Genomic DNA, 20475 nt, shown 5'->3' on the forward strand with positions numbered 1-20475 from the left:
GGTCAGTTCTCCAGCCCCAGCGCGATGCGCGCCTCGGCAACGCGCTTCCTTACCTCGACCGGCGCGGTTCCGCCATGGCTGGCGCGCGCAGCGACGCTCGCTTCGACCGAAAGCGCGGCATAGACGCGATCGTCGATGCGCGGATCGATCGCCTGAAGGTCTTCCAGCGGAAGCTGATCGAGCGCGATGCCGCGCGATTCGGCAAGTTTCACTGCGCTGCCGGTGATGTGGTGCGCTTCGCGGAAGGGAATGTTCGCCTGCCGCACCAGCCAGTCGGCAAGGTCGGTGGCGGTGGCATAGCCGAGTTCTGCAGCCGCGCGCATCCGATCGGTGCGGAACGTGGCTTCGGCAACCATGCCGGTCATCGCCGCGATCGACAGCGCGAGCAGGCTGGCCGCTTCGAACACCGGCGGCTTATCATCCTGCATGTCCTTCGAATAGGCGAGCGGCAGGCCCTTCATCGTGATCATCAGGCTGGTGAGACAGCCGACGATCCGGCCCGAATGGCCGCGCACCAGTTCCGCCGCGTCGGGATTCTTCTTTTGCGGCATGATCGAGCTGCCGGTCGACAGGCTGTCGGGCAGCGTGACGAAGCCGAAGGGCTGGCTCGCCCAGATGATGAATTCCTCGGCAAGGCGCGAGAGGTGCAGCGAGCATTGCGCCGCGGCCATCAGGTAATCGAGCGCGAAATCACGGTCGGACACCGAATCGAGGCTGTTGTCGGTCGGCCCGTCGAAGCCCAGCGCTTCGGCCGTGCGGAAGCGGTCGATGGGAAAGCCGGTGCCGGCGAGCGCGGCCGCGCCCAGCGGGCTGCGGTTCATCCGCTTGCGCGCATCGGCAAAGCGCGACCGGTCGCGCCCCGCCATCTCGTAGTAAGCCATCAGGTGATGGCCGAGCGTGACCGGCTGCGCGGTCTGCAGATGGGTGAAGCCGGGCATGATGCTGTCGGCATGCTCTCCGGCGCGGGCGACAAGCGCGAGCTGGAGCTGGCGCAGGCCCTCTTCGGCCTGGTCCATCGCATCGCGCACCCACAGGCGGAAATCGGTCGCCACCTGATCGTTGCGGCTGCGCGCGGTGTGCAGGCGTCCAGCGGCCGGGCCGATCAGTTCGGCGAGCCGGCTTTCGGTGGTCATGTGAATGTCTTCAAGGTCCCAGTTTTCGGGCACCCCGTTGGCTTCGTATTCGGCGGCCACCTGATCGAGACCGCCCGCGATCAGCTCGGCGTCCTCCACCGTGACGATGCCCTGCGCGGCAAGCATGCCCACGTGGGCCTTTGACGCGGCGATATCCTGCCGCCACAGCGCCTTGTCGAAGGGAATCGAGGCGTTTATCTCGCGCATGATGGCCGAAGGGCCGGCGGCGAAACGCCCGCCCCACATCTGGTTGGAGCCCGAATTGCCGCTCATCTCGCTACGCTCGCCCGCCTTGCTGCTGCTTCCCCTGACTCTGGGGATCGCGGGGTGCGATAGGCAAAGCCCCACGGCCACGCAACCGTCGAGCGCCCCCACCGGCGCGGAAACTGCCGCGAATGCATCACAAGGCAGCAAGGGCGAGTTCAACGGCACGCTCGATATAGCCAATCGCGGCGCGGCCATGCCCGACTTCGCGTTCCAGGACACCGCCGGCAAGACGCTGCGCAGCGCGGACCTGAAGAGCAAGCCGGTGCTGATCAACCTTTGGGCCACGTGGTGCGGCCCCTGCGTGCTGGAAATGCCGATGCTCGACAGCCTTGCCGCGGCGCATGCCGGCAAGCTGCGCGTGGTTACCATCTCGCAGGACATGGGCCAGCCCGAAAAGGTAAAGGCGCTGTTCGAACAGAAGAAGTTCGCTCACCTCGAACCCTGGCTCGATCCCGAAAACCAGCTCGGCTTCCACTACAACACGGGCTTGCTGCCCACGAGCGTGCTGTACGACGCCAAGGGCCGCGAAGTTTGGCGGATGATCGGCGCGCACGACTGGTCTGGCGCGCGCACCAGGGCGCTGCTGGCCGACACGCTGGGCGGCTAAGACCCCTGCGGACCGCCAAGGGGAAGAGGCCGTTGGCCGCCCCTTTCCCCGAAGTCCGGATCAGGCGATTTCCGCGTTGTCGATGACGATATTGGTTCCGGAGACGTGCTTGCCATCGTCGCTGGCAAGGTAAAGCACCATGTTTGCGATATCGATCGGCTGGCCCATGCCCTGCAGGTGGGTGTGGCCGCCTGTGCCTTCGCCGTCTTCGGGCAGTTCGGCCAGGGCCTGCGCGGTCATCGGCGTGACAATGCTGCCCGGCGCGATCGAATTGCAACGGATGCGGTAGCCCTGCTCCTTGCAGTGCACCGCGATCGAGCGGGTCATGCCGATGATGCCCGCCTTGGCGCCGGCATAGGCGGGGATCGCGCTCATGCCCTTCATCCCGCCGATCGAGGCAAGGTTGATGATCGAGCCCGAACCGTCGCGGCTCATGTGCGGGATCGCCGCCTGACAGCCGAGGAACGTGCCGTCGAGCATGACGTCGATCTGCAGCTTGTAGTCGGCGTAGGACAGTTCCTCGATATTGCCGAAGCGGACGATGCCCGCATTGTTCACGAGCGTGTCGAGCCGGCCATAGGCCTTGAGCGTTTCGGCGACCACTTCGTGCCAGCGCGCTTCGTCGCGGACGTCCTGTTCCAGGAAAAGCCCGCCGACTTCGGCAGCGATGGCGCGGCCCTGATCGGCCTGCATGTCGGTCAGCACGACCTTGGCGCCTTCGCGTGCCAACACGCGCGCGTCTTCGGCGCCAAGCCCCGAGGCGGCGCCGGTGACCAGCGCGACCCTGCCATCCATCTTGCCCATGTCGTATCGTTCCTTGCTGCGTTAAAACTGGAAGGTGTTGTAAGCGAAAGCGGCCTCAGGCCGGCCAGGTCAGCGTGACCCGGCGCAGCGCGCCGACGATGCCGGGGACCGGCGACAGATCGGCATCGGGCGCCAACGCAAAGTCGGGAATGCGGCGCAGCCACTCTTCCAGCGTGATGGCGACTTCCTTGCGCGCGAGTTCCTGGCCCGGGCACATGTGCGGGCCGCTGCCAAAGGCCGAATGCGGCGCGCGGCGGCGGGCGAAGTCGATCGCCAGCGGATCGGGGTTGAGCGTTTCGTCGAGACCGTGAACCTGTGTGGGGATGCAGATCATGTCACCCGCCTTGAGCGACACACCGTGGAAATCGGCGATATCGTCGCGCACTTCGCGGGCGATGGTGACAAGGCCGAAGCGGCGGAAAAATTCGTTCACCGCTGGCATCACGTTGTCCCCCATGGCGCGCAGCTGCGCCCGCAACGCCGGGTCGCGCGCGAGTTCGACGATGACGAAGCCGAGGAAGTTGACCACGGTGTCCACCCCGGCGATCAGCACCTGGGTCGAAATCTTGAGCGCCTCGTCACGGGTCAAACGCCGGTCGAGGCCGGGCATCTGCGCCGCCATCATCCCGCTCAGCATGTCCTCGCCCGGCTGGGCGCGGCGTTCGTCTACCACCGGGGCAAGCCGTTCGAAGAACGCCTGCTTGGCGTCCTCGAAGCTCATGTCCATGCCGGGTCGTGTCATGCACGAAGCCCAGTGGCGGATCGTCGCCGCCTCGCTTTCGGGCAAGCCGACCATCGCCATGAATACGCGGATCGGGAAGATTTCGGCATAGCGGGCGGTGAAGTCGCAGCCGCCATCGGCGATGAAGCCGTCTATCAGGTCGATGGCGGTCTGGCGGATGGTATCGTCCAGCCCGCGCACCGTGGCGGGATTGAGGTGCGCGTTGAGGAGCACGCGATAGGGGCGATGTTCGGGCGGGTCTATCGTCGTCGGGATCAGTCCGTGCCCTTCGCCGATCGAGCGCGGCAGCACGATCACGCGCGAGGAGAAGCGCGCCGCATCGGACTGCACATCGCGCAGCGCATCGCCCGAAAGCGCGATCCAGTGCCCTTCGTTCTGCGGGGTCCAGACCACAGCCGGGCTGTTCGCCTGAAGTTCGCGCCATGCGTGATGAAAGCCCAGCTCGGCAATGCGGGGCGGCGCGTAAATATCGACGTCTACAACGTGGTCTGCCGGGACATGCGCCGGCCGCGCCGGGTCGGCAGCAGAGTTCGAGGGGGCAAGCGTTGCCATGGCATTCTCCCGATCTTGGCCCATCGTCTTAATGTTGGGGAGCATGCCGGACCGGGCATCTCCCCTGCCCATTCACGACGTCATGAAATCCGCTCGCTCACAACGCGCAAATTGGAGAGGTGCCGGTTGCTTCCCTCGGAAAAAGCACCCCGGCCGGCAAGCCGACCGGGGCCAGGGAGGAACCGGTCAGAAGCTGTAGTTGAACGTCGCGCCATATTCGCGCGGCGTGCCGAGCGAGGCGAGCGTGCCGATCCCGGCAAGCGTCAGCTTCTGGTTGAAGTACTTTTCGTTGAACAGGTTGCGGGCATAGGCGCCTATCTTCCAACCGGCATCGACCGGCCCCCAGGACAGGCTCGCGTTGACGAGATTGACCGGGGCGATGAGGTCGGTCGGCAGGTTGGTGTAGCCGGTGTATTTCGAGCTGGTGTAGCTGTACTGCGCATTGGCGTTGAACGTACCGTTGCCGAGTTGCGTCGCATAGTTGACCCCGGCCGACGCGCTCCATTCCGGTGCATTCATCAGGCGGTTGCCGGCATAGGATACCGCAACCAGCGCGCCACCCGCGCCAAGCACCTTGGTATCGTACTTCTTGTACTTTGCATCGAGGTAGGCAAGCGAACCGGTGAGCGTCAGCCCGCGTGCCGGCGCGGCCGTCAGCTCAAGTTCGAAGCCCTTCGTTTCGGCGCGGCCGGCATTGGCGATCGAAGCCGAGTTCGCGCCGCTCGGGTAGGTGATGTTCTGCACCACCTGCATGTCGCGGTACTTGTTGTAGAAGGCGGCAAGGTTCAGGCGCAGGTGGTGGTCGAGCAAGTCGCTCTTGATGCCCACCTCATACGTATCGAGCTTCTCGGGATTGAACGGCCCGATATCCTCGGCAATGGCGATGCGGCCGGTGAAGCCGCCCGACTTGAAGCCGCGCGCGTAGTAGCCGTAGAGCAGCACGTTGCGATCGGCCTGGTAGTCAAGCCCGATCTTCCAGCCGGTGTTGTTCCACGACTTCGATCCTGCGGCGCGGATGAAGGTCGCCGGGATGATCGGATCGTCGTAGGTCGCAACGCCGCTCGGATTGATGCCGTTCGCGGTGGTCGAAACCGCGCGGGTCTTTTCGTGGCTGTATCGGATGCCGGCCTGCAGGCGCAGCTCCGGGGTCAGGTTCTGGTAGAGCTGGGCAAAGCCCGAGATCGACCAGTTGTGCTGGTCCTGCGTCTGCGGCTGGCTGAGCCCGGGGAGGAAGCCGTCGAGCTTGCCGCCCTGGTTCAGGAAGTACTTCTGCTGGAAGTAATAACCGCCGAAGATCAGCTGCGTCGCATCGCCGATCTGCAGCAGGTCGCGCAGTTCCTGCGAGAACTGTTCGTGATGGGTCTGCCGGCGAGTTTCGAGCAGGACGCGGGTGGTGCCGTCGTCGTCCGAATAGAGGTCGCTATCGTATTTGCGCCATGCGGTGATCGACGTAATCTTCCCGATCGCGCTGTCGACGTTCTGGGTGAAGGTCAGCGCATAGGTGTCGCGGTTGTTGTAATCGGGCTGGTCGCTGCTGAGCCCGCGCTTGAAGCTGAACGGATCGGTGGTCTGGCCGGGGGTGTAGAACAGCTCGCCCGGGCCGGCGATGACCACGCCGGTCTGCGACCCGTTGCGGCTCTTGACGTATTCGCCGATCAGCGTCCCGTCGTACGCGCCAGCCGAATACTTGAGATAGCCGCGCAGTTGCGTCACATCGCGGCGACCAATGCGGCGGTTGTCGGCCGTGTTGCGGAAGAAGCCGTCGTTCGAATTGTGCATTACGCTGACTTTGCCGGCGAGGCTGTCGGTGATGGGAAAATTCAGCGCGGCGTCGGCTTCGATCTGGTTGTAGTTGCCATAGACGACCTGCGCCTCGCCCCCGGTCTTGCCGGTCGGCTGCTTGGTCACGACGTTGATCACGCCGCCGGTGGTATTTGCGCCGAACAGCGTGCCCTGAGGGCCGCGAAGCACTTCGACACGCTCGATGTCGAACAGCGATAGCAGCGCGGCAGTGTTCACGCCGACGACGACCCCGTCGACCACGACCGACACGGTCGTCCCGACATAGGGGTCGGCATCGTTCACGCCGACGCCGCGGATGGTGAACACCGCCGAATCGGGCGAGTTCGAGAAGCTGTTGATCTGGACGTTGGGCAGCGAGTTGGTGAGATCCGACACGCTGCGCACTTGCGCCGCCTGCAGCGCATCGCCGGTCAGCGCAGTCACCGCGATCGGCACTTTCTGCAGGTTTTCGGCCTTCTTTTGCGCGGTGACGACAATTTCGGCGACACCGCCGTTATCTTCGGCAGACTGCGCCTGGGCGGCGACTGGCGTTGCGGCGGAAATGGCGATTGCGCTGGCTGCGAGGGCGCACGCGTGGAGCGTTTTCATGCTGACTTCCTCTTCCCCTGGAGCCTGGCTGTGATCGCCCTTCGCTCCACCCCGGCAATAACAATCCGGTCGGCATGTTTCTGCGCCGACGTGGTCTCCCCGCAAACTGTGCCTTTGATCAGGTGCCCATTGCGCACGCCTTCGCGCTGATGCAGGACTTCGCCGACAAGGAGGTGCCCCGGAGGCTCCATGGCCAGAACCACGATGCAACAGCGGATGCTGGGTGCGCTGCGCCCCGCCGATCTCGAAGGCGAGCCGGAGCGCTGGCAACAGCAGAAGAGCACGCGCACGCGGCTTCGGATCATCGAGGCCGCGATCGCCTGTCTGCTGGAAGGCGGCTATGTCGGCCTGACCACGCACCGCATCGCGGCGCGCATCGGGATTTCGCGCGGCGCAATGCAGCACCACTTCCCCGCCCGCGCCGATCTCGTGGCAGCGGTGGTGGAGCACGTGTTCTATGCCCGCATGCGGCTGTTCCTGGACGACTACCTTTCCGGAATGGCCAAGGCGGGCGAGGACAACCTGGTCGAGATCGCTACCCAGGCGCACTGGCGCAGCGTGCAGAGCCCCGAATATGCCGCCTATGTCGAACTGGCCGTCGCAGCCCGCAGCGACGAAGCCCTGCGCGAGGTGTTCGAGCCGGCGGCGCGCCGGTACGACGAAGTGTGGGTGTCTGAAATGATCGAGAGCTTCCCGCAATGGCGCGCGCGCTGGGAAGCGATGAAGCTGGCGAGCGACCTGGTCACTTGCGCGCACATGGGCATGCTTTTGCAGCGCCCAACGTTCGGCGAAGCGCGGATCGAGCAGCTCAATACGCTTATCTGGGACGTGCTGCGCGGGCTCTACAAGGCGTGACCGACGCAGCGCTCCGCATCGTCATCCGCATGACCTGCGGCGAAGAGATCGCGTTTGGCCCGGGCAAGGCCGACCTGCTCGAAGCGATCGCGCGCGAGGGTTCGATCTCGGCCGGCGCGCGCGCCCTGGGCATGAGCTATCGCCGGGCATGGACGCTGGTCGACGTGATGAATCGGTGCTGGGACGAACCCCTTGTCGCGACGGTACCGGGCCGGGCGCAGGGTGGCGCCACGCTGACCGATTTGGGGCGGTTCGTGCTGGCGCGCTACCGCGCGATGCAGGAAGCGGCACAACAAGCGGTCAGCGCCGATGCCAGCGCCCTTTGGTCGAGACTGCTGGACGCACCGCACCCGGCAGACGGCTGATACCGTTCAGCCGTGCTCGGCCGCCTCGGCGACTGGTGCCTTGCTACGTCTCAACGCCACGATGAGCACGCCGATGAGGGCGATCGCCGCACCGAGCAGCATCCTTGCATCAAGCCGATCGTGCGTAATGAAATATCCCAGCGCGATGGTGAACAGCGGCGTCAGCAGCGTCAGCGGAGCGATCAGGTTCGCCTCGTAGCGCTTGATCAGGCTGTAGTAGACGGTGTGCGCACCGACCGAGACGACAAGCGCCGAAAAGGCGATTGCGACCCCGAAATGCCAGCCATGCCTCAACGCAAGGTCAATTTGGTGATGCTCGAACCCCCACGAGAACAGGGCGAGCGGCAGCAGCGAGGTAAGCCCCACCCAAGCCTGCAAGCGGATCGCCGGCACTTCTTCCATCTGCTTCATCAGCACCGCGCCAAGCGAGCCGGCAAAAGCTGCCGCGAGGATGTAAAGGACACCGGCGGACAGCTGCAGACCCGGCTGCCATACCACGATCAGCACGCCAGCAAGAGCGAGCGCAATACCGAGCCCTCGACGCCAGTGGATGCGTTCGCCAAGCAGAATAACCGACAGCAGCGTGGTTATCGGGACACTCGACTGGACAACAATGGCTGCCATCGACGGCGTGACGGTGCGCAAGCCGAGGAACAGCACGGCGAAGTTGCCGCCGCCCATCAGCATGCCAACGACAATCATCCGCCACGCCGGACGGGGCATGGGCAACAGCCATGGCAAAGTGGCCAACATTACCACGGCGAATCGCACGGCGGCGAAGAACAGCGGCGGCACCATCCACTGCCCGACGACAATGCGACTGACCACGTTGCTGAGCGCCCAAATCACGCAGACCAGCACAAGCAGGAAGAAATCGCGCAGTCGCATCAGGACGTTGGGCACCTTGCCGCCGGAGTTGCTTGGTCGCTTAACTAGGCCGGCGCCCTTGCGCAAACTCTTGATGGTGTATCCGTCACAGACGGGGGGCGGCGATCCGCCCCTGCTCCATTCAGCCGCGTCCGCGGTAGGATGGCACACCCTGATCGGGCAGCCAGAGATCGGCGGGCGGCGCCGAGGATTGCCAGAACACGTCGATCGGGATGCCGCCGCGCGGATACCAGTAACCGCCAATGCGCAGCCACTGCGGCTTCATCTCGTCGAACAGGCGCTGTCCGATACCGACGGTACAATCCTCGTGGAACGCGGCATGGTTGCGGAACGATCCGAGGAAGAGCTTGAGCGACTTGGATTCGACGATCGTTTCGCCCGGCACGTAATCGATGACGAGGTGCGCGAAATCGGGCTGCGCGGTCACCGGGCAGAGCGAGGTGAATTCCGGGCTGACGAAGCGCACGAGATAGAGCGTGCCCGGCCTGGGATTGGGCACATAGTCGAGCACCGCCTCTTCAGGCGATGCGGGCAAGCTGCTGGTCCGCCCGAGATGCAGCGGCGCGGTGTCGGCCATGAGGGCTGGCTCCTGTGATGCAATGATGCGACGCCCATGCACCTGCCGCTTCGCCGAGGCAAGACGGCGGTTTCGGGTTGCCCATTAAGCCGCTATTCACCCGCCCCCGCCTTGGCGGGACAGGTTTACGAGATCGATGGGGTACAGGACGTGAGTGGGGCGCGGGTCAAGGCGGCGCGATTGGACATGGCAGGGCGGCTCGCCGCTGCTGCGCTGGCGGTTTCGTGCATGGCAGCCACAGTGCCGCTGTCGCACGCGCAGCCGGCGAGCGACTATCAATTGCCGCCCTCGAGCCCCTCGCCCGCACCGCGCGCCGCCGGGCCGGTCGATGACGGCGCACCGCCGCCAACCGTCGCCACGCCGCAGCCGAGCGCCAGCGCCAGTGCCGCCCCGACCATCGTCCTGCCCTCGCCGACACCCGCAGTGCGCCCAACGCCCCGAGCGCGCACCGCGCAGACGGAAGCGGTGGCGCCGGCAGCATCGGCCCCGAGGCCCGCTGACTCGCCCACGCCCGGCGCCGCGGCCGCACCATCGGCCGCTTCGGCGCCCACAACTACTGCGACGAACGAGGCGATACCTGCGCCATCGGCGAGCACGGTGCCGGCATTGCCTGAGGCTCCGGCCGCCGGATCGCAAGCTTCGCCATCCGCTCCATGGTGGCCTTGGGCGGCAGGTGCAGCTGCCCTGGCCCTCGTCGGTGGAGCGCTTGGGCTGATGCAGCGGCGGCGCAAGCCTGGCGTGCCCGAATTCGTGCGCCCCACGCCGGTTGCGTACCCTGTCGCATCGGACGACGCCGAGCCGACAGCCGCCGCGCCGGTTGCAACGCCACTTTCCCCGCCAGCTCCGGCGATCGCTCCGAAACCAGCGCCCGGTCCCGCGATCACGCCCCGGCCTGCGATGCGCGAAGGCGAGCCACTTGTGCTGGTGCTTGAGGCGACGCGGCTTTCGGCAACCCTGGTCAACACCACGCTCGCGTACCGCATCGTGGCGCTCAATCGCGGGCACGAACCGCTGGAGGATATCGCCATCGGAGGCGACATGGTCGCCGCCCATTCCTCGCGCCCGATGGAGGAGCAGCTCGGCCTCGTCGGCCCCGAGCTGCCGCCGATCCACCGGATCGACCGGCTCGATCCCGGGGCCGAAGTCGTGCTGCAAGGCGAGATGCGCCTGCCGCTGGCTGCAGTCATGCCGATCCGTCACGCCGAGCAGGCGTTGTTCGTGCCGCTGGCGCGGCTCGATGCCTGGGCAAGCGCACCCGGCGGCCGGGCAGTCCGCGCGCGGGCGGCATGGCTCGTCGGGCAGGAGGCACGACCGGCAGCCGCACGGCTGCAGCCGTTCCGGCTCGACCTCGGCCCGCGCATCTGGGCCGATCTCGGCCAGCGCCCCCTGGCGATGCCGGCGGACTGAACACATCGCATCCTGAACCATTGAGGGGTCGACGCCTCCGCCCGGCATGGCTAGGCTGACAGCTTCCGAGTCCGCAAAGACGGTCCGGAACCCAGGCAGGAGCACATGATGGATTCGTTGGTGACCACCCAGTGGCTCGCGGACGAGATGGGTGCGAGCGACCTTCGGGTGGTCGACGCGAGCGCCTTTCTTCCCGAGCACACGCGCAATGCAGCGCTCGAGTACGAGGCCTGCCACATTCCCGGCGCAGTGTTCATGGACCTTGCCAATCTCGTCGATCCCGCCGCATCCGTTGCCAACACCCTGCCGAGTGCGGAACGCTTTGCCAGCCGCATGCAGAGCCTCGGGCTCGGCGACGGCAGCCGCATCGTCGTCTATGACGACAGCCCGATCAAATCCGCCACGCGCGCCTGGTTCATGTTGACCATGTTCGGTGCGCAGAACGTCGCGCTGCTGGATGGTGGCATCGCCAAGTGGAAGGCCGAAGGCCGTCCCTGCGCGCAAGGGCGGGAAACGCTGCGCCATCGCCACTTCACCGTGTGGAGCGATGAAAGCCACGTGCGCTCCAAGGCGCAGGTGCTCGCCAACATTGACAGCGGCGCCGAACAGCTGGTCGATGCGCGCGGTGTCGGGCGCTTCACCGGCGACGTGGCCGAAACCAAGCCCGGTCTTGCCAGCGGCCACATCCCGGGCGCCCGCAACGTGCCCTATGCGAGCCTGTTCGCTCCCGACGGCACCTGGAAAAAGCCGGAAGCCTTGCGCGCCGCCTTCGACGCCGCCGGGATCGACATGGATCGCCCGGTGATCTCCTCGTGCGGATCGGGGATGACCGCCAACGTGCTGATCTTCGCGCTGCACCTCCTCGGCAAGGAGGATGTCTCGCTCTACGACGGTTCGTGGTCCGAATGGGGCGCAGACCCGGCACTCCCGGTGGAAACCGGCCCGGCGCGCTGATCTGGGTCGCCTTGCGACAAGGGCGGCTGGCAGCGATTCCCTTCGCGACGGAAACCGCCTAAGGCAGGCGCATGGCCAACAGTGATAGCGAAAACGCCGGTCCCGGCACCCGTCTGGCAGGGGCAGGACGACGCCCCGAATGGACCGGCACGCCCGACCACCCTGGGGCAGTCGTCGCCCCCCCGGTATGGCGGGCAAGCACGCATCTCTATCCCGACATGGCGGCGCTGCGCGCGCATCCGGCGAACGAGGACGGCAAGTTCTACTACGGCCGCCGGGGTGCGCCGACGCAATGGGCATTGTCCGATGCGCTGACCAGCCTCGAGCCCGGCGCGGCCGGCACAGTGCTCTATCCTTCGGGCGTTGCCGCGATCGCCGGCGTCCTGCTGACCGTGCTGCGGCCGGGTGACGTGCTGCTGATGACCGACAACGCCTACGAGCCCAGCCGGGTGATGGGCCGCGGCCTGCTTGCGGACTTCGGCGTGACGACGCGCTGGTTCGATCCGACCGATCCGGCCGCGTTCGAGGCTGCGATCTGCGAAAAGACGCGCTGCGTCCTGCTCGAAAGCCCGGGCAGCCTGACGCTGGAAGTGCAGGACGTGCCCGCGCTGGCCGCGATGGCCAAGGCGCGCGGGATCGTCACCGTGCTCGACAACACCTGGGCCTCGCCGCTTGGTTTCTCCGCGCTTGACCACGGCGCCGACATTACGGTGATGAGCCTGACCAAGCACGTCTCCGGCCATTCCGACTGCATGATGGGTTCGGCAAGCGCCGGCCCCGACTGGTACCGACGCCTGCGCCTGCGCGCGCAAGGGCTAGGCAATGTCGTCTCGCCCGACGATGCCGCGCTGATGCTGCGCGGCCTGCGCACGATGCACCTGCGGCTCGAGGCCGAGACCCGAAGCGCCACGGCCATCGCCGAATGGCTTGCGGCGCGCCCCGAAGTTTCCCGCGTGCTTTGCCCGATGCTGCCCGGCTCGCCCGGGCACGACCTGTGGCGCCGCGATTTCACTGGGGGGTGTGGGTTGTTCAGCTTCGTGCTCAAGGGCGGGACCAGCGCCGCGCGCGATGCGCTGATCGATGCGCTGCACCTGTTCGGCATCGGCTATTCGTGGGGCGGGTTCGAGAGTCTGGCGACGCCGGTCGATCCGCAGGCCATCCGCACCGCAAGCGCCTGGCCGCTTGCGGGCATGGCCGCGGACGACCGGTTCGGCATTCGCCTCTCGATCGGCCTTGAAGACACCGCCGATCTCATCGCCGATCTCGAGCGCGGCCTGCGGGCCTGGGAAGAAGCGCGATGACCCGCCACATGCGCGACCTGTCGCGGATGCTGCGCGATGCGCGCGAAGCGATTGATTCCATTTCGATTGACGTCGGGCATTACCACATCTCGCTGCTCAATGCGGTGTGGATGATTTTCGTCGTGCTCTGCGCCTTCTACGGCGCGCGGCTGGCAGCGCGGATCGGCCGCGTGATGGTGCGGCGCATCACCTCGCTAGACGCGACGCAGAAGGTGCTGACCGAAAAGCTCGCCACGATGGCGATCTGGGCGCTGGCCTTCTTCACCGCGATCGACGTGCTGGGCATCAGCCTGACGGCGTTGACGGTGTTTTCCGGCGCGTTCGGCCTCGCCATCGGTTTCGGTCTGCAGAAGACCTTCGGCAACATGATCGCCGGAATCATCCTGCTGATGGACCGCTCGATCAAGCCGGGCGACGTGATCGCGGTGAGCGATGGCAAGGGCAACACCTTCGGCGAGGTAAAGCGGATCGGCCTGCGCGCGGTATCGGTGACCACGCGCGACAATCGCGAATACCTGATCCCGAACGAGATCCTGATGACCAGCCAGGTGGAGAACTGGTCCTATTCGTCGCGTCAGGTGGCGATCTCGATCCCTGTGGGCATCGCTTACGGCAGCGACATCGACCTTGCCGAACGCCTTTTGCTCGAAGCCGCGCGCTCGGCGCCGCGGGTTCTGGAGCATCCCGAACCCGGCGTGCTGTTGTCCGCCTTCGGCCCCAGCGCGATCGAGATGCAGGTGGTCTGCTGGATCGATGACCCTGAAATGGGCGTCGGCAACGTACGCTCGCAGGTGCTGAAAGCCGCCTGGCACCTGTTCCGCCGGCAGGGCGTGGAAATCCCCTTCCCCCAATCGGACGTGCACTTGCGCGATTCCGATGGCCTGCGCGAAGTCGCGCGGATTTTGGCGGCAAGGGGCGGACCGCAAGAGCCCTAAAGCTGGCCTAGCGATCCCCCAAGCCATTCTCGCTGGCGAGTCTGGCTGGCCCGGCCCACATGGCCGACGATGACCCAGTCTCCTACCCGTTCTGGCACTGTCTACCTCGTAGGCGCAGGCCCCGGCGATCCCGACCTGCTCACGCTGCGCGCGGCGCGCCTGCTGATGCGTGCCGAAGTCGTGGTGCACGACGGGCTGGTCGATCCGTCGATCCTTGCCATGGCGGCCCGCACCGCGCGGATGATCTCCGTCGCCAAGAGCCGGGCGCGCCACACCCTGCAGCAGGACGAGATCAACGCGCTGCTGGTGCGCGAGGCGCTGGAGGGCCACGACGTGATCCGTCTGAAGGGCGGCGACCCGTTCGTGTTCGGTCGCGGCGGCGAAGAGGCGGAAGCCTGCCACGCGGCGGGTGTTGCGGTCGAAGTCGTGCCCGGCATCAGCGCAGCGATGGGCGCGGCCGCAGCTGCGCAGATCCCGCTGACCCACCGCGAGAACGCGAGCATCGTCAGCTTCGTTGCCGGGCAGTGCAAGGGCCTGTCCGAACAGAACTGGGCCGGCCTTGCCGGCGTCGGCCGCACGCTGGTGATCTACATGGGCATCGCCACGAGCGAGGCGATCGCCGAAAAGCTGATCGCCGACGGGCTGTCGCCCGACATGCCGCTGGCGGTGATCGAAAACGCCGCGCGCCCGACGATGCGGGTGCTGCGCGGGCAGCTGGCCGGCCTCGCCGCGCTGGTTGCCGACAACAAGGTCAAGAGTCCTGCCCTCATCGTGATCGGTGAGGTGACAGGCCGGGGAGACATGATGGAATTGAAGCAAGTGCTGGAGGCCGTACAGTGAAGATCATCACCGGCAGCGACCTGAGGACCGGCGACGTGATCTGGTGGACCGGTGAAAACTGGTCGCGCCATGTCAACGACGCCGTCGATGTGCCCGAAGGCGCCGAAGCGATCATCGCCCGCGAAAACGCCAAGCAGATCGTCACCGATACGCAGGTGATCGACGCCGCGCAGACCGACGAAGGCGTTCGCCCCGCGCACATCAAGGACCGCATTCGCGCCCTTGGGCCGACGGTGCGCCTCGACCTTTCCCTCAAGCCTGCCGACCCTGCCGCCGGCACCTGGGTGATCTGACATGTATCAGTACGACAGCTACGACCAGGCGATGGTCGATGCCCGCGTCGCGGAATTTCGCGATCAGGTAAACCGCCGCCTTGCCGGTGAAATCACCGAGGACCAGTTCAAGCCGCTGCGCCTGAAGAACGGCCTCTACCTTCAGCTCCACGCCTACATGCTGCGCGTGGCGATCCCCTATGGCACGCTCCACAGCCGCCAGATGCGCATGCTGGGCGACATCGCGGACAAGTACGACCGCGGCTATGGCCACTTCACCACGCGGCAGAACATCCAGTACAACTGGATCAAGCTGGAACAGGCGCCGGACCTTCTGGCCGACCTCGCCTCGGTCGAGATGCACGCCATCCAGACCAGCGGTAACTGCATCCGCAACACCACGGCCGACCACTTCGCTGGTGCCGCGGCGGACGAGCTGGTCGATCCGCGCCCCTATGCCGAGCTGCTGCGCCAGTGGTCGACGTTCCATCCGGAATTCGATTACCTGCCGCGCAAGTTCAAGATCGCCATCATCGGCAGCGAGACCGACCGCGCGGCCATGAAGCTGCACGACATCGGCATCCAGCTGGTGAAGAACGACGCGGGCGAGATCGGCTGCAAGTTCTACGTCGGTGGCGGCATGGGCCGCACCCCGATGATCGCGCCCGTGATCGGCGATTTCGTGCCGCCGCTGCAGATGATCTCGTATCTGGAAGCGTGCCTGCGCGTGTACAACCGCTACGGTCGCCGCGACAACAAGTACAAGGCGCGGATCAAGATCCTCGTTCACGAGATCGGCGCCGACGAATACCGTCGCCAGGTCGAGGAAGAATTCGCCCATATCCTGACGCTCGGGCTTGAGCCGCCGCCGGCCGAACTTGAACGCATCAAGGGCTTCTTCGAACAGCCCGGCTTCGACGCCGCGGCATCGGACGATCTGGACCTGTCCGACCCCGATTTCGCCGTCTGGGTGAAGCAGAACGTCCACGCCCACAAGCAGGCGGGCTATGCCATCGCCACCATCGCGCTGAAGCCGGTGGGCGGCATCCCGGGCGACGCGAGTGCCGACCAGATCCGCCTGATGGCTGACCTCGCGCGCGATTGCAGCTTCGACGAACTGCGCGTCACCCATGCGCAGAACATCGTGCTGCCGCATGTGAAGAAGGCCGATCTCTACACGCTGTGGCAGAAGCTGGACGAAGCGGGGCTCGCCAACGCGAACCTCGACCTGATCAGCGACATCATCGCCTGCCCGGGCCTCGATTACTGCAGCCTTGCCAACGCGCGCTCAATCCCGGTCGCGCAGAAGATTTCCGAACGCTTTGCCGATCTCGGCCGCCAGCAGGAACTGGGTGAGCTGAAGCTCAAGATCTCGGGCTGCATCAACGCCTGTGGCCACCATCACGCCGGCCACATCGGCATCCTGGGTGTCGACCGCAAGGGCGTCGAGAACTACCAGCTGCTGCTGGGCGGCTCGGAAGGCGCTGACACCTCGCTCGGCACGATCACCGGCCCGGGCTTCAACGAGGACGGCATCGTCGACGCGATCGAGAAGGCAACCGACGTCTATCTCGCACAGCGCACCGACGGGGAGCGTTTCCTCGATACCTACCGCCGGATCGGCATGGCCCCGTTCAAGGAGGCGATCTACGCCAAGGAGTCCGTCAATGGTTGAACAGACCCTGCGCTACCGCTCTGACGAGCCGGTGGCCGACCCCGCCGTGACGGTCGACGCGTTCGCCGATCAATCGAACGCCACCGCCGTCCGCATCGAGCCGGGCGACGATGCGCGCGACCTGTTGCCGCACCTCGACCGGCTGGCGCTCGTGGAAGTGAACTTCCCCGCCTACACCGATGGGCGCGGCTATTCGGCAGCGCGCATCCTGCGCGAACATGGCTACACCGGTGAACTGCGCGCGATCGGCGACGTGCTGCTCGACCAGTTGAGCCACATGCGCCGCTGCGGGTTCGACAGCTTCGCGCCCAATCAGGACATCAGTCGCGAAGCCGCGGACAAGGCTTTCGCCACCTGGCCCGAAGTCTACCAGAAGACGGTCGATGGCCGTCCCGCGATCTGGGCCAAGCGCCACGGTTGACGGGCACCACCGGCTTTCGAGGACAAGAACAATGAGCAGCACCACGCGCAGTTCGGCCGACCGCAAGATCGACCTGATCGACACTTCGCCGCGCTTTACCGAAAGCGATGCGATCCGGCTGAACAACCTGTTTCGCGGCACCGACACGCAGGACATGCTGCGCTCGGTGATCCGCGACGGGCTGGCCGGCGACCTCGCCATCGTCTCCAGCTTCGGCGCGGAGAGTGCGGTGCTGCTGCATCTCGTGGCCAGCCTCGATCCGTCGGTGCCCGTGCTGTTCCTGGAAACGGGCAAGCACTTCCCGGAAACGATCGCCTATCGCGACGCGCTCATCGCCCATCTCGGCATGACCGCGCTGCAGATCGTCGAGCCTGACTGGGACCTGGTCACCAAGAAGGACGAGAACGGCCTGCGCTGGTCGTGGGACCCCGACGGCTGCTGCGAGATCCGCAAGGTCGAGCCGCTCGCCAGAGCGCTGCTGCACTACGATGCGTCGCTGACCGGCCGCAAGGGCTTCCAGTCGAGCACCCGCGCTGGTCTGCCGCGCTTCGAGATCGACAAGTCGGATGCGCAGGGGCGGCTCAAGATCAATCCGCTGGCATCATGGACCAAGGAGCAGCTGGACGGCTACTTCGCGGCGCACGGCCTGCCCCGGCACCCGCTCGAAGCCCAAGGCTATCCCTCGATCGGCTGTGCGCCCTGCACCAGCAAGGTTGCGCCGGGTGAAGACCCGCGCTCGGGCCGCTGGAAGGGTTGGGACAAGACCGAGTGCGGCATCCACGTCCCCGGCAGCGAGGACCAGAGCGGTCCTGCAAGCGATCTGCCTCCCGGATACGACCCCGCCTTCTGAACGTTTGCAGGGATTTCGATACTAACTAAGGTTGACCCCGATACTGCACTGCGTTAGCGGTGCTCGTGGCGGTCAGTCGCCAAAACCCTGAATCGAGGCGGCCGGCCCCCCAAATCCCCGCGCCGCCTCGGTTCTCCCGGTCATCCCGCAGTTTGTTGCGCCCCGCCGAACCAAATTGTGTCTGGCGCGTTGCTGCTTGCGATCAGGCAAGGGACAGCGGACGTGACCAACCAAGCTCCTCACGGAACGCTACTTCTGCTGCGCATTGTCGCGTGGGCGGCCATTGCCATCGGATTGGCAAATCTGGTGGGAGGTGTGTGGCTGCTGGTTCTTGGTGGCTCGCCCTATTATGGATTGGCCGGCCTTGCCCTGATTGTGATCGGCTGGCTGTTGCTGCGCCGCAATCCACTTTCCCTCCACCTGATGGCAGCGCTCATCGTCGTCACCCTGATATGGGCGATCGACGAAATCGGGTTCGACTGGTGGAAGCTGGTACCGCGCGGCGATCTGATCGTGCCGCTGGGCCTTGCCATGACCCTGCCATGGATTACCCGTGCCCTGCGTCACCGGACCGATGACAGCCGCCCTTGGCTGACTGTCGCCGGCCCCCTTGCACTCGCCCTGGTCGGCGCCGGGGGGGTTGCCGTGGCATCGGGCATTGCCGACCATGACTGGCACGGGCGCTTGCCCGGCGTTCGCACGCCCGTCGGATTAAGCGACCAGCCTGACGGCGACTGGCGTGCCTATGCACGGTCGTGGGAAGGACAGAAATGGTCTCCGCTCAAGCAGGTTACGCCCGGCAACGTGGCAAAGCTGGAGCTTGCCTGGCAGATCCATACCGGCGACCGCCAACGCCCGGGTGATCCGGACGAGATCACCTACGAGGTAACGCCGATCAAGGTTGCCGATACGGTCTATCTGTGCACCCCGCACAACCATGTCCTTGCCCTCGATGCCGAGACAGGGCGCACGCGCTGGACGTACGATCCCCGCATTCAGGTAACGGGAGAGATGCAGCATCTGTCCTGCCGCGGCGTATCCTATGCCGAGGTTCCCCAGGCCGCATCGTGCCAGCGCCGCATCATAACCGCCACCAACGACGCTCGCCTGATCGCGCTTGACGCCACGACTGGGCGGCCCTGCCCCGGCTTCGGCACGAATGGCCAGATCTCGACGCTTCCGGGCCAGCCCGGCCATCCGCTGGGATGGTACCAGTTCACCTCCGCACCGTTGATCTCGCGCGGTCTCATCGTGCTCGGAGGCGCGATTTACGATAACAAGGCCATGAAAATGCCTTCGGGCGTGATCCGCGCCTACGACCTTGCCGACGGCCATCTGGTGTGGAACTTCGATCCCGGCAGGCCAGACGACACATCGCCGATCAAGCCCGGCCAGCACTACGTTCTCTCCACGCCCAATTCGTGGAGCACTTCGGCCGCCGACGATAAGCTGGGCCTGATCTACGTGCCGATGGGCATGGGGGCGGTGGACCAGTGGGGCGGCACTCGCCCCGCCACCACCGAGCGCTTTGCGACATCGGTCCTCGCGCTCGATACCATGACCGGAAAGGTTCGCTGGGTGTTCCAGACCGTGCACCATGATCTGTGGGACATGGACGTGCCCGCACAGCCGGCGCTGGTCGATCTCGATCTGCCGGGCAAGGGCCGCGTGCCCGCGCTGGTCCAATCGACCAAGACCGGCAATATCTTCGTCCTGGATCGCCGCACCGGCCAACCGGTCCATTCCGTGATCGAACGCCCGGTTCCGCAAGGCGCGGCACCTGGCGACCGCCTGTCGTCGACGCAGCCCTATTCCGCGGTTTCGATGCTGCCCGACCGCGCGACAGAGAGCGGAATGTGGGGTGCAACCATGCTTGATCAGCTTGTCTGCCGCATCAAGTTCAAGCGCCTGCGATATGATGGCGAATTCACACCTCCTTCGCTGCAGGGCACGCTGGTCTATCCCGGCAACTTCGGCGTGATGGACTGGGGCGGCATGGCGATCGATCCCGAACGCCAAGTTGCTTTCGCTCATCCCAACTACATGGGCTTCGTCGACAGGCTGGTGCCACGTGCCGATCCGGCAAGCGGAAATCGCCACGGTCCGTCCGGCGGATCGGACATGCATGGGGCAAGCGAACACGGCTATAATCCGAACTTCGGCGCACCTTATGCCGTCGAACTGAACCCCTTCCTGTCACCGCTTGGCCTCCCGTGCCAGGCACCGCCATGGGGATATGTGGCCGGGCTCGACCTTGTCACCGGCAAGATCATGTGGCGGCGCGCGAATGGCACGACGCGCGATCAGATGCCCGTGCCCATCCCGTTCAAGATGGGCGTCCCGTCGCTGGGCGGCCCGATGGTGACTGCCAGCGGCCTTGGCTTTATGTCGTCGACGATCGACTATTATGTCCGCGCCTATGACCTGGCGACAGGCGATGTGCTGTGGCGGGCACGGCTGCCTGCAGGCGCACAGGCCACCCCGATGACCTACCTCAGCCCTTCGGGTCGGCAGATGGTGATCGTGGTAGCCGGTGGTCACAATTCGCTCGGCACAAAGCTGGGCGACTCTGTTCTCGCCTACGCGCTGCCGCGTTGACGCGCGGCCCCGCGCGGCGCAGAAGATCCGCCCACGAACGG

20 protein-coding genes are annotated in these 20475 nt (G+C 65.9%); 13 read left to right on the forward strand and 7 right to left on the reverse strand.

Annotated elements, in window-relative coordinates; all coding sequences use genetic code 11:
• Positions 1 to 2 precede the first annotated feature (2 nt).
• Positions 3 to 1406, reverse strand: a complete 1404-nt coding sequence (gene argH / locus AACH40_RS13600; RefSeq protein WP_338642868.1) for an argininosuccinate lyase — start codon at positions 1404 to 1406, stop codon at positions 3 to 5.
• On the opposite strand from argH, the gene AACH40_RS13605 reads away from it, so the two are divergent.
• Entirely contained in the window at positions 1396 to 2007 is a 612-nt protein-coding gene (locus AACH40_RS13605) for a TlpA disulfide reductase family protein (RefSeq protein WP_338642869.1), read from the forward strand. The two genes, argH and AACH40_RS13605, sit on opposite strands and share 11 nt — an antisense overlap.
• 60 nt (positions 2008 to 2067) lie before the next feature.
• Here the strand turns inward: AACH40_RS13605 and AACH40_RS13610 are convergent, their stop codons facing one another.
• From AACH40_RS13610 to AACH40_RS13620, 3 genes are all read right to left on the reverse strand, one after another.
• Complete coding sequence (locus AACH40_RS13610; RefSeq protein WP_169491781.1) at positions 2068 to 2811, reverse strand: SDR family oxidoreductase; 744 nt, start codon at positions 2809 to 2811, stop codon at positions 2068 to 2070.
• A gap of 55 nt (positions 2812 to 2866) precedes the next feature.
• Positions 2867 to 4105, reverse strand: coding sequence for a cytochrome P450 (locus AACH40_RS13615; protein WP_338642870.1), 1239 nt, complete (start codon positions 4103 to 4105; stop codon positions 2867 to 2869).
• A 186-nt stretch (positions 4106 to 4291) separates the two neighbouring features.
• Positions 4292 to 6496: a TonB-dependent receptor gene (locus AACH40_RS13620; protein WP_338642871.1), complete on the reverse strand. Its 2205-nt coding sequence runs from the start codon at positions 6494 to 6496 to the stop codon at positions 4292 to 4294.
• Between the two features lie 189 nt (positions 6497 to 6685).
• Between AACH40_RS13620 and AACH40_RS13625 the strand changes: the two genes are divergently transcribed.
• Together AACH40_RS13625 and AACH40_RS13630 are read left to right on the forward strand one after the other, a co-directional pair.
• The gene (locus tag AACH40_RS13625; protein WP_169491778.1) at positions 6686 to 7351 is read left to right on the forward strand and encodes a TetR/AcrR family transcriptional regulator; all 666 of its coding nucleotides are present in this window, start codon (positions 6686 to 6688) and stop codon (positions 7349 to 7351) included.
• 29 nt (positions 7352 to 7380) lie between these two features.
• A complete protein-coding gene (locus AACH40_RS13630; protein WP_422394910.1) occupies positions 7381 to 7716 on the forward strand; it encodes a winged helix-turn-helix domain-containing protein in 336 nt (111 codons plus the stop codon).
• A 6-nt stretch (positions 7717 to 7722) separates the two neighbouring features.
• On the opposite strand, the gene AACH40_RS13635 is transcribed toward AACH40_RS13630, so the two are convergent.
• From AACH40_RS13635 to AACH40_RS13645, 3 genes are all read right to left on the reverse strand, one after another.
• Complete coding sequence (locus AACH40_RS13635) at positions 7723 to 8670, reverse strand: DMT family transporter (RefSeq protein ID WP_338642874.1); 948 nt, start codon at positions 8668 to 8670, stop codon at positions 7723 to 7725.
• A 55-nt stretch (positions 8671 to 8725) separates the two neighbouring features.
• Positions 8726 to 9181: a preQ(1) synthase gene (queF, locus tag AACH40_RS13640; protein WP_169491776.1), complete on the reverse strand. Its 456-nt coding sequence runs from the start codon at positions 9179 to 9181 to the stop codon at positions 8726 to 8728.
• A 275-nt stretch (positions 9182 to 9456) separates the two neighbouring features.
• On the reverse strand, positions 9457 to 9912 hold the full coding sequence (locus AACH40_RS13645) for a hypothetical protein (RefSeq protein WP_338642875.1): 456 nt from the start codon (positions 9910 to 9912) through the stop codon (positions 9457 to 9459).
• Between AACH40_RS13645 and AACH40_RS13650 the strand changes: the two genes are divergently transcribed.
• The 10 genes from AACH40_RS13650 (at position 9896) to AACH40_RS13695 (ending at position 20434) form a co-directional block, all read left to right on the forward strand.
• On the forward strand, positions 9896 to 10588 hold the full coding sequence (locus tag AACH40_RS13650; RefSeq protein ID WP_338642876.1) for a hypothetical protein: 693 nt from the start codon (positions 9896 to 9898) through the stop codon (positions 10586 to 10588). The genes AACH40_RS13645 and AACH40_RS13650 overlap by 17 nt on opposite strands.
• Before the next feature lie 108 nt (positions 10589 to 10696).
• A complete protein-coding gene (gene sseA, locus AACH40_RS13655; RefSeq protein WP_338646098.1) occupies positions 10697 to 11542 on the forward strand; it encodes a 3-mercaptopyruvate sulfurtransferase in 846 nt (281 codons plus the stop codon).
• A gap of 71 nt (positions 11543 to 11613) precedes the next feature.
• Entirely contained in the window at positions 11614 to 12843 is a 1230-nt protein-coding gene (metC, locus tag AACH40_RS13660) for a cystathionine beta-lyase (RefSeq protein WP_338642877.1), read from the forward strand.
• Positions 12840 to 13778, forward strand: a complete 939-nt coding sequence (locus tag AACH40_RS13665; RefSeq protein ID WP_338642878.1) for a mechanosensitive ion channel family protein — start codon at positions 12840 to 12842, stop codon at positions 13776 to 13778. Before metC ends, AACH40_RS13665 begins: the two co-directional genes overlap by 4 nt.
• Before the next feature lie 69 nt (positions 13779 to 13847).
• Complete coding sequence (cobA, locus tag AACH40_RS13670) at positions 13848 to 14618, forward strand: uroporphyrinogen-III C-methyltransferase (RefSeq protein WP_338642879.1); 771 nt, start codon at positions 13848 to 13850, stop codon at positions 14616 to 14618.
• The gene (locus tag AACH40_RS13675; protein WP_338642880.1) at positions 14615 to 14911 is read left to right on the forward strand and encodes a DUF2849 domain-containing protein; all 297 of its coding nucleotides are present in this window, start codon (positions 14615 to 14617) and stop codon (positions 14909 to 14911) included. Before cobA ends, AACH40_RS13675 begins: the two co-directional genes overlap by 4 nt.
• Before the next feature lies 1 nt (position 14912).
• Positions 14913 to 16565, forward strand: coding sequence for a nitrite/sulfite reductase (locus AACH40_RS13680; RefSeq protein WP_338642881.1), 1653 nt, complete (start codon positions 14913 to 14915; stop codon positions 16563 to 16565).
• The gene (locus AACH40_RS13685) at positions 16558 to 16986 is read left to right on the forward strand and encodes a DUF934 domain-containing protein (RefSeq protein WP_169491767.1); all 429 of its coding nucleotides are present in this window, start codon (positions 16558 to 16560) and stop codon (positions 16984 to 16986) included. The genes AACH40_RS13680 and AACH40_RS13685 overlap by 8 nt, the downstream gene beginning before the upstream one ends.
• Positions 16987 to 17017: 31 nt before the next feature.
• On the forward strand, positions 17018 to 17836 hold the full coding sequence (locus tag AACH40_RS13690) for a phosphoadenylyl-sulfate reductase (protein ID WP_338642882.1): 819 nt from the start codon (positions 17018 to 17020) through the stop codon (positions 17834 to 17836).
• Between the two features lie 222 nt (positions 17837 to 18058).
• Entirely contained in the window at positions 18059 to 20434 is a 2376-nt protein-coding gene (locus tag AACH40_RS13695; RefSeq protein WP_338642883.1) for a membrane-bound PQQ-dependent dehydrogenase, glucose/quinate/shikimate family, read from the forward strand.
• The last annotated feature ends 41 nt before the right edge of the window (positions 20435 to 20475 follow it).

It is taken from the genome of Novosphingobium olei (genome assembly GCF_037076535.1).
GTDB lineage: Bacteria > Pseudomonadota > Alphaproteobacteria > Sphingomonadales > Sphingomonadaceae > Novosphingobium > Novosphingobium olei.

What these genes read in the sequence shown, in the direction of transcription:
- argH (WP_338642868.1), bottom strand. Translation starts at nt 1,406, where the DNA reads ATGAGCGGCAATTCGGGCTCCAACCAGATGTGGGGCGGGCGTTTCGCC.
- AACH40_RS13610 (WP_169491781.1), bottom strand. Translation starts at nt 2,811, where the DNA reads ATGGGCAAGATGGATGGCAGGGTCGCGCTGGTCACCGGCGCCGCCTCG.
- AACH40_RS13615 (WP_338642870.1), bottom strand. Translation starts at nt 4,105, where the DNA reads ATGGCAACGCTTGCCCCCTCGAACTCTGCTGCCGACCCGGCGCGGCCG.
- AACH40_RS13620 (WP_338642871.1), bottom strand. Translation starts at nt 6,496, where the DNA reads ATGAAAACGCTCCACGCGTGCGCCCTCGCAGCCAGCGCAATCGCCATT.
- AACH40_RS13625 (WP_169491778.1), top strand. Translation starts at nt 6,686, where the DNA reads ATGGCCAGAACCACGATGCAACAGCGGATGCTGGGTGCGCTGCGCCCC.
- AACH40_RS13630 (WP_422394910.1), top strand. Translation starts at nt 7,381, where the DNA reads ATGACCTGCGGCGAAGAGATCGCGTTTGGCCCGGGCAAGGCCGACCTG.
- queF (WP_169491776.1), bottom strand. Translation starts at nt 9,181, where the DNA reads ATGGCCGACACCGCGCCGCTGCATCTCGGGCGGACCAGCAGCTTGCCC.
- AACH40_RS13650 (WP_338642876.1), top strand. Translation starts at nt 9,896, where the DNA reads ATGCAGCGGCGGCGCAAGCCTGGCGTGCCCGAATTCGTGCGCCCCACG.
- sseA (WP_338646098.1), top strand. Translation starts at nt 10,697, where the DNA reads ATGGATTCGTTGGTGACCACCCAGTGGCTCGCGGACGAGATGGGTGCG.
- metC (WP_338642877.1), top strand. Translation starts at nt 11,614, where the DNA reads ATGGCCAACAGTGATAGCGAAAACGCCGGTCCCGGCACCCGTCTGGCA.
- AACH40_RS13665 (WP_338642878.1), top strand. Translation starts at nt 12,840, where the DNA reads ATGACCCGCCACATGCGCGACCTGTCGCGGATGCTGCGCGATGCGCGC.
- cobA (WP_338642879.1), top strand. Translation starts at nt 13,848, where the DNA reads ATGACCCAGTCTCCTACCCGTTCTGGCACTGTCTACCTCGTAGGCGCA.
- AACH40_RS13680 (WP_338642881.1), top strand. Translation starts at nt 14,913, where the DNA reads ATGTATCAGTACGACAGCTACGACCAGGCGATGGTCGATGCCCGCGTC.
- AACH40_RS13685 (WP_169491767.1), top strand. Translation starts at nt 16,558, where the DNA reads ATGGTTGAACAGACCCTGCGCTACCGCTCTGACGAGCCGGTGGCCGAC.
- AACH40_RS13690 (WP_338642882.1), top strand. Translation starts at nt 17,018, where the DNA reads ATGAGCAGCACCACGCGCAGTTCGGCCGACCGCAAGATCGACCTGATC.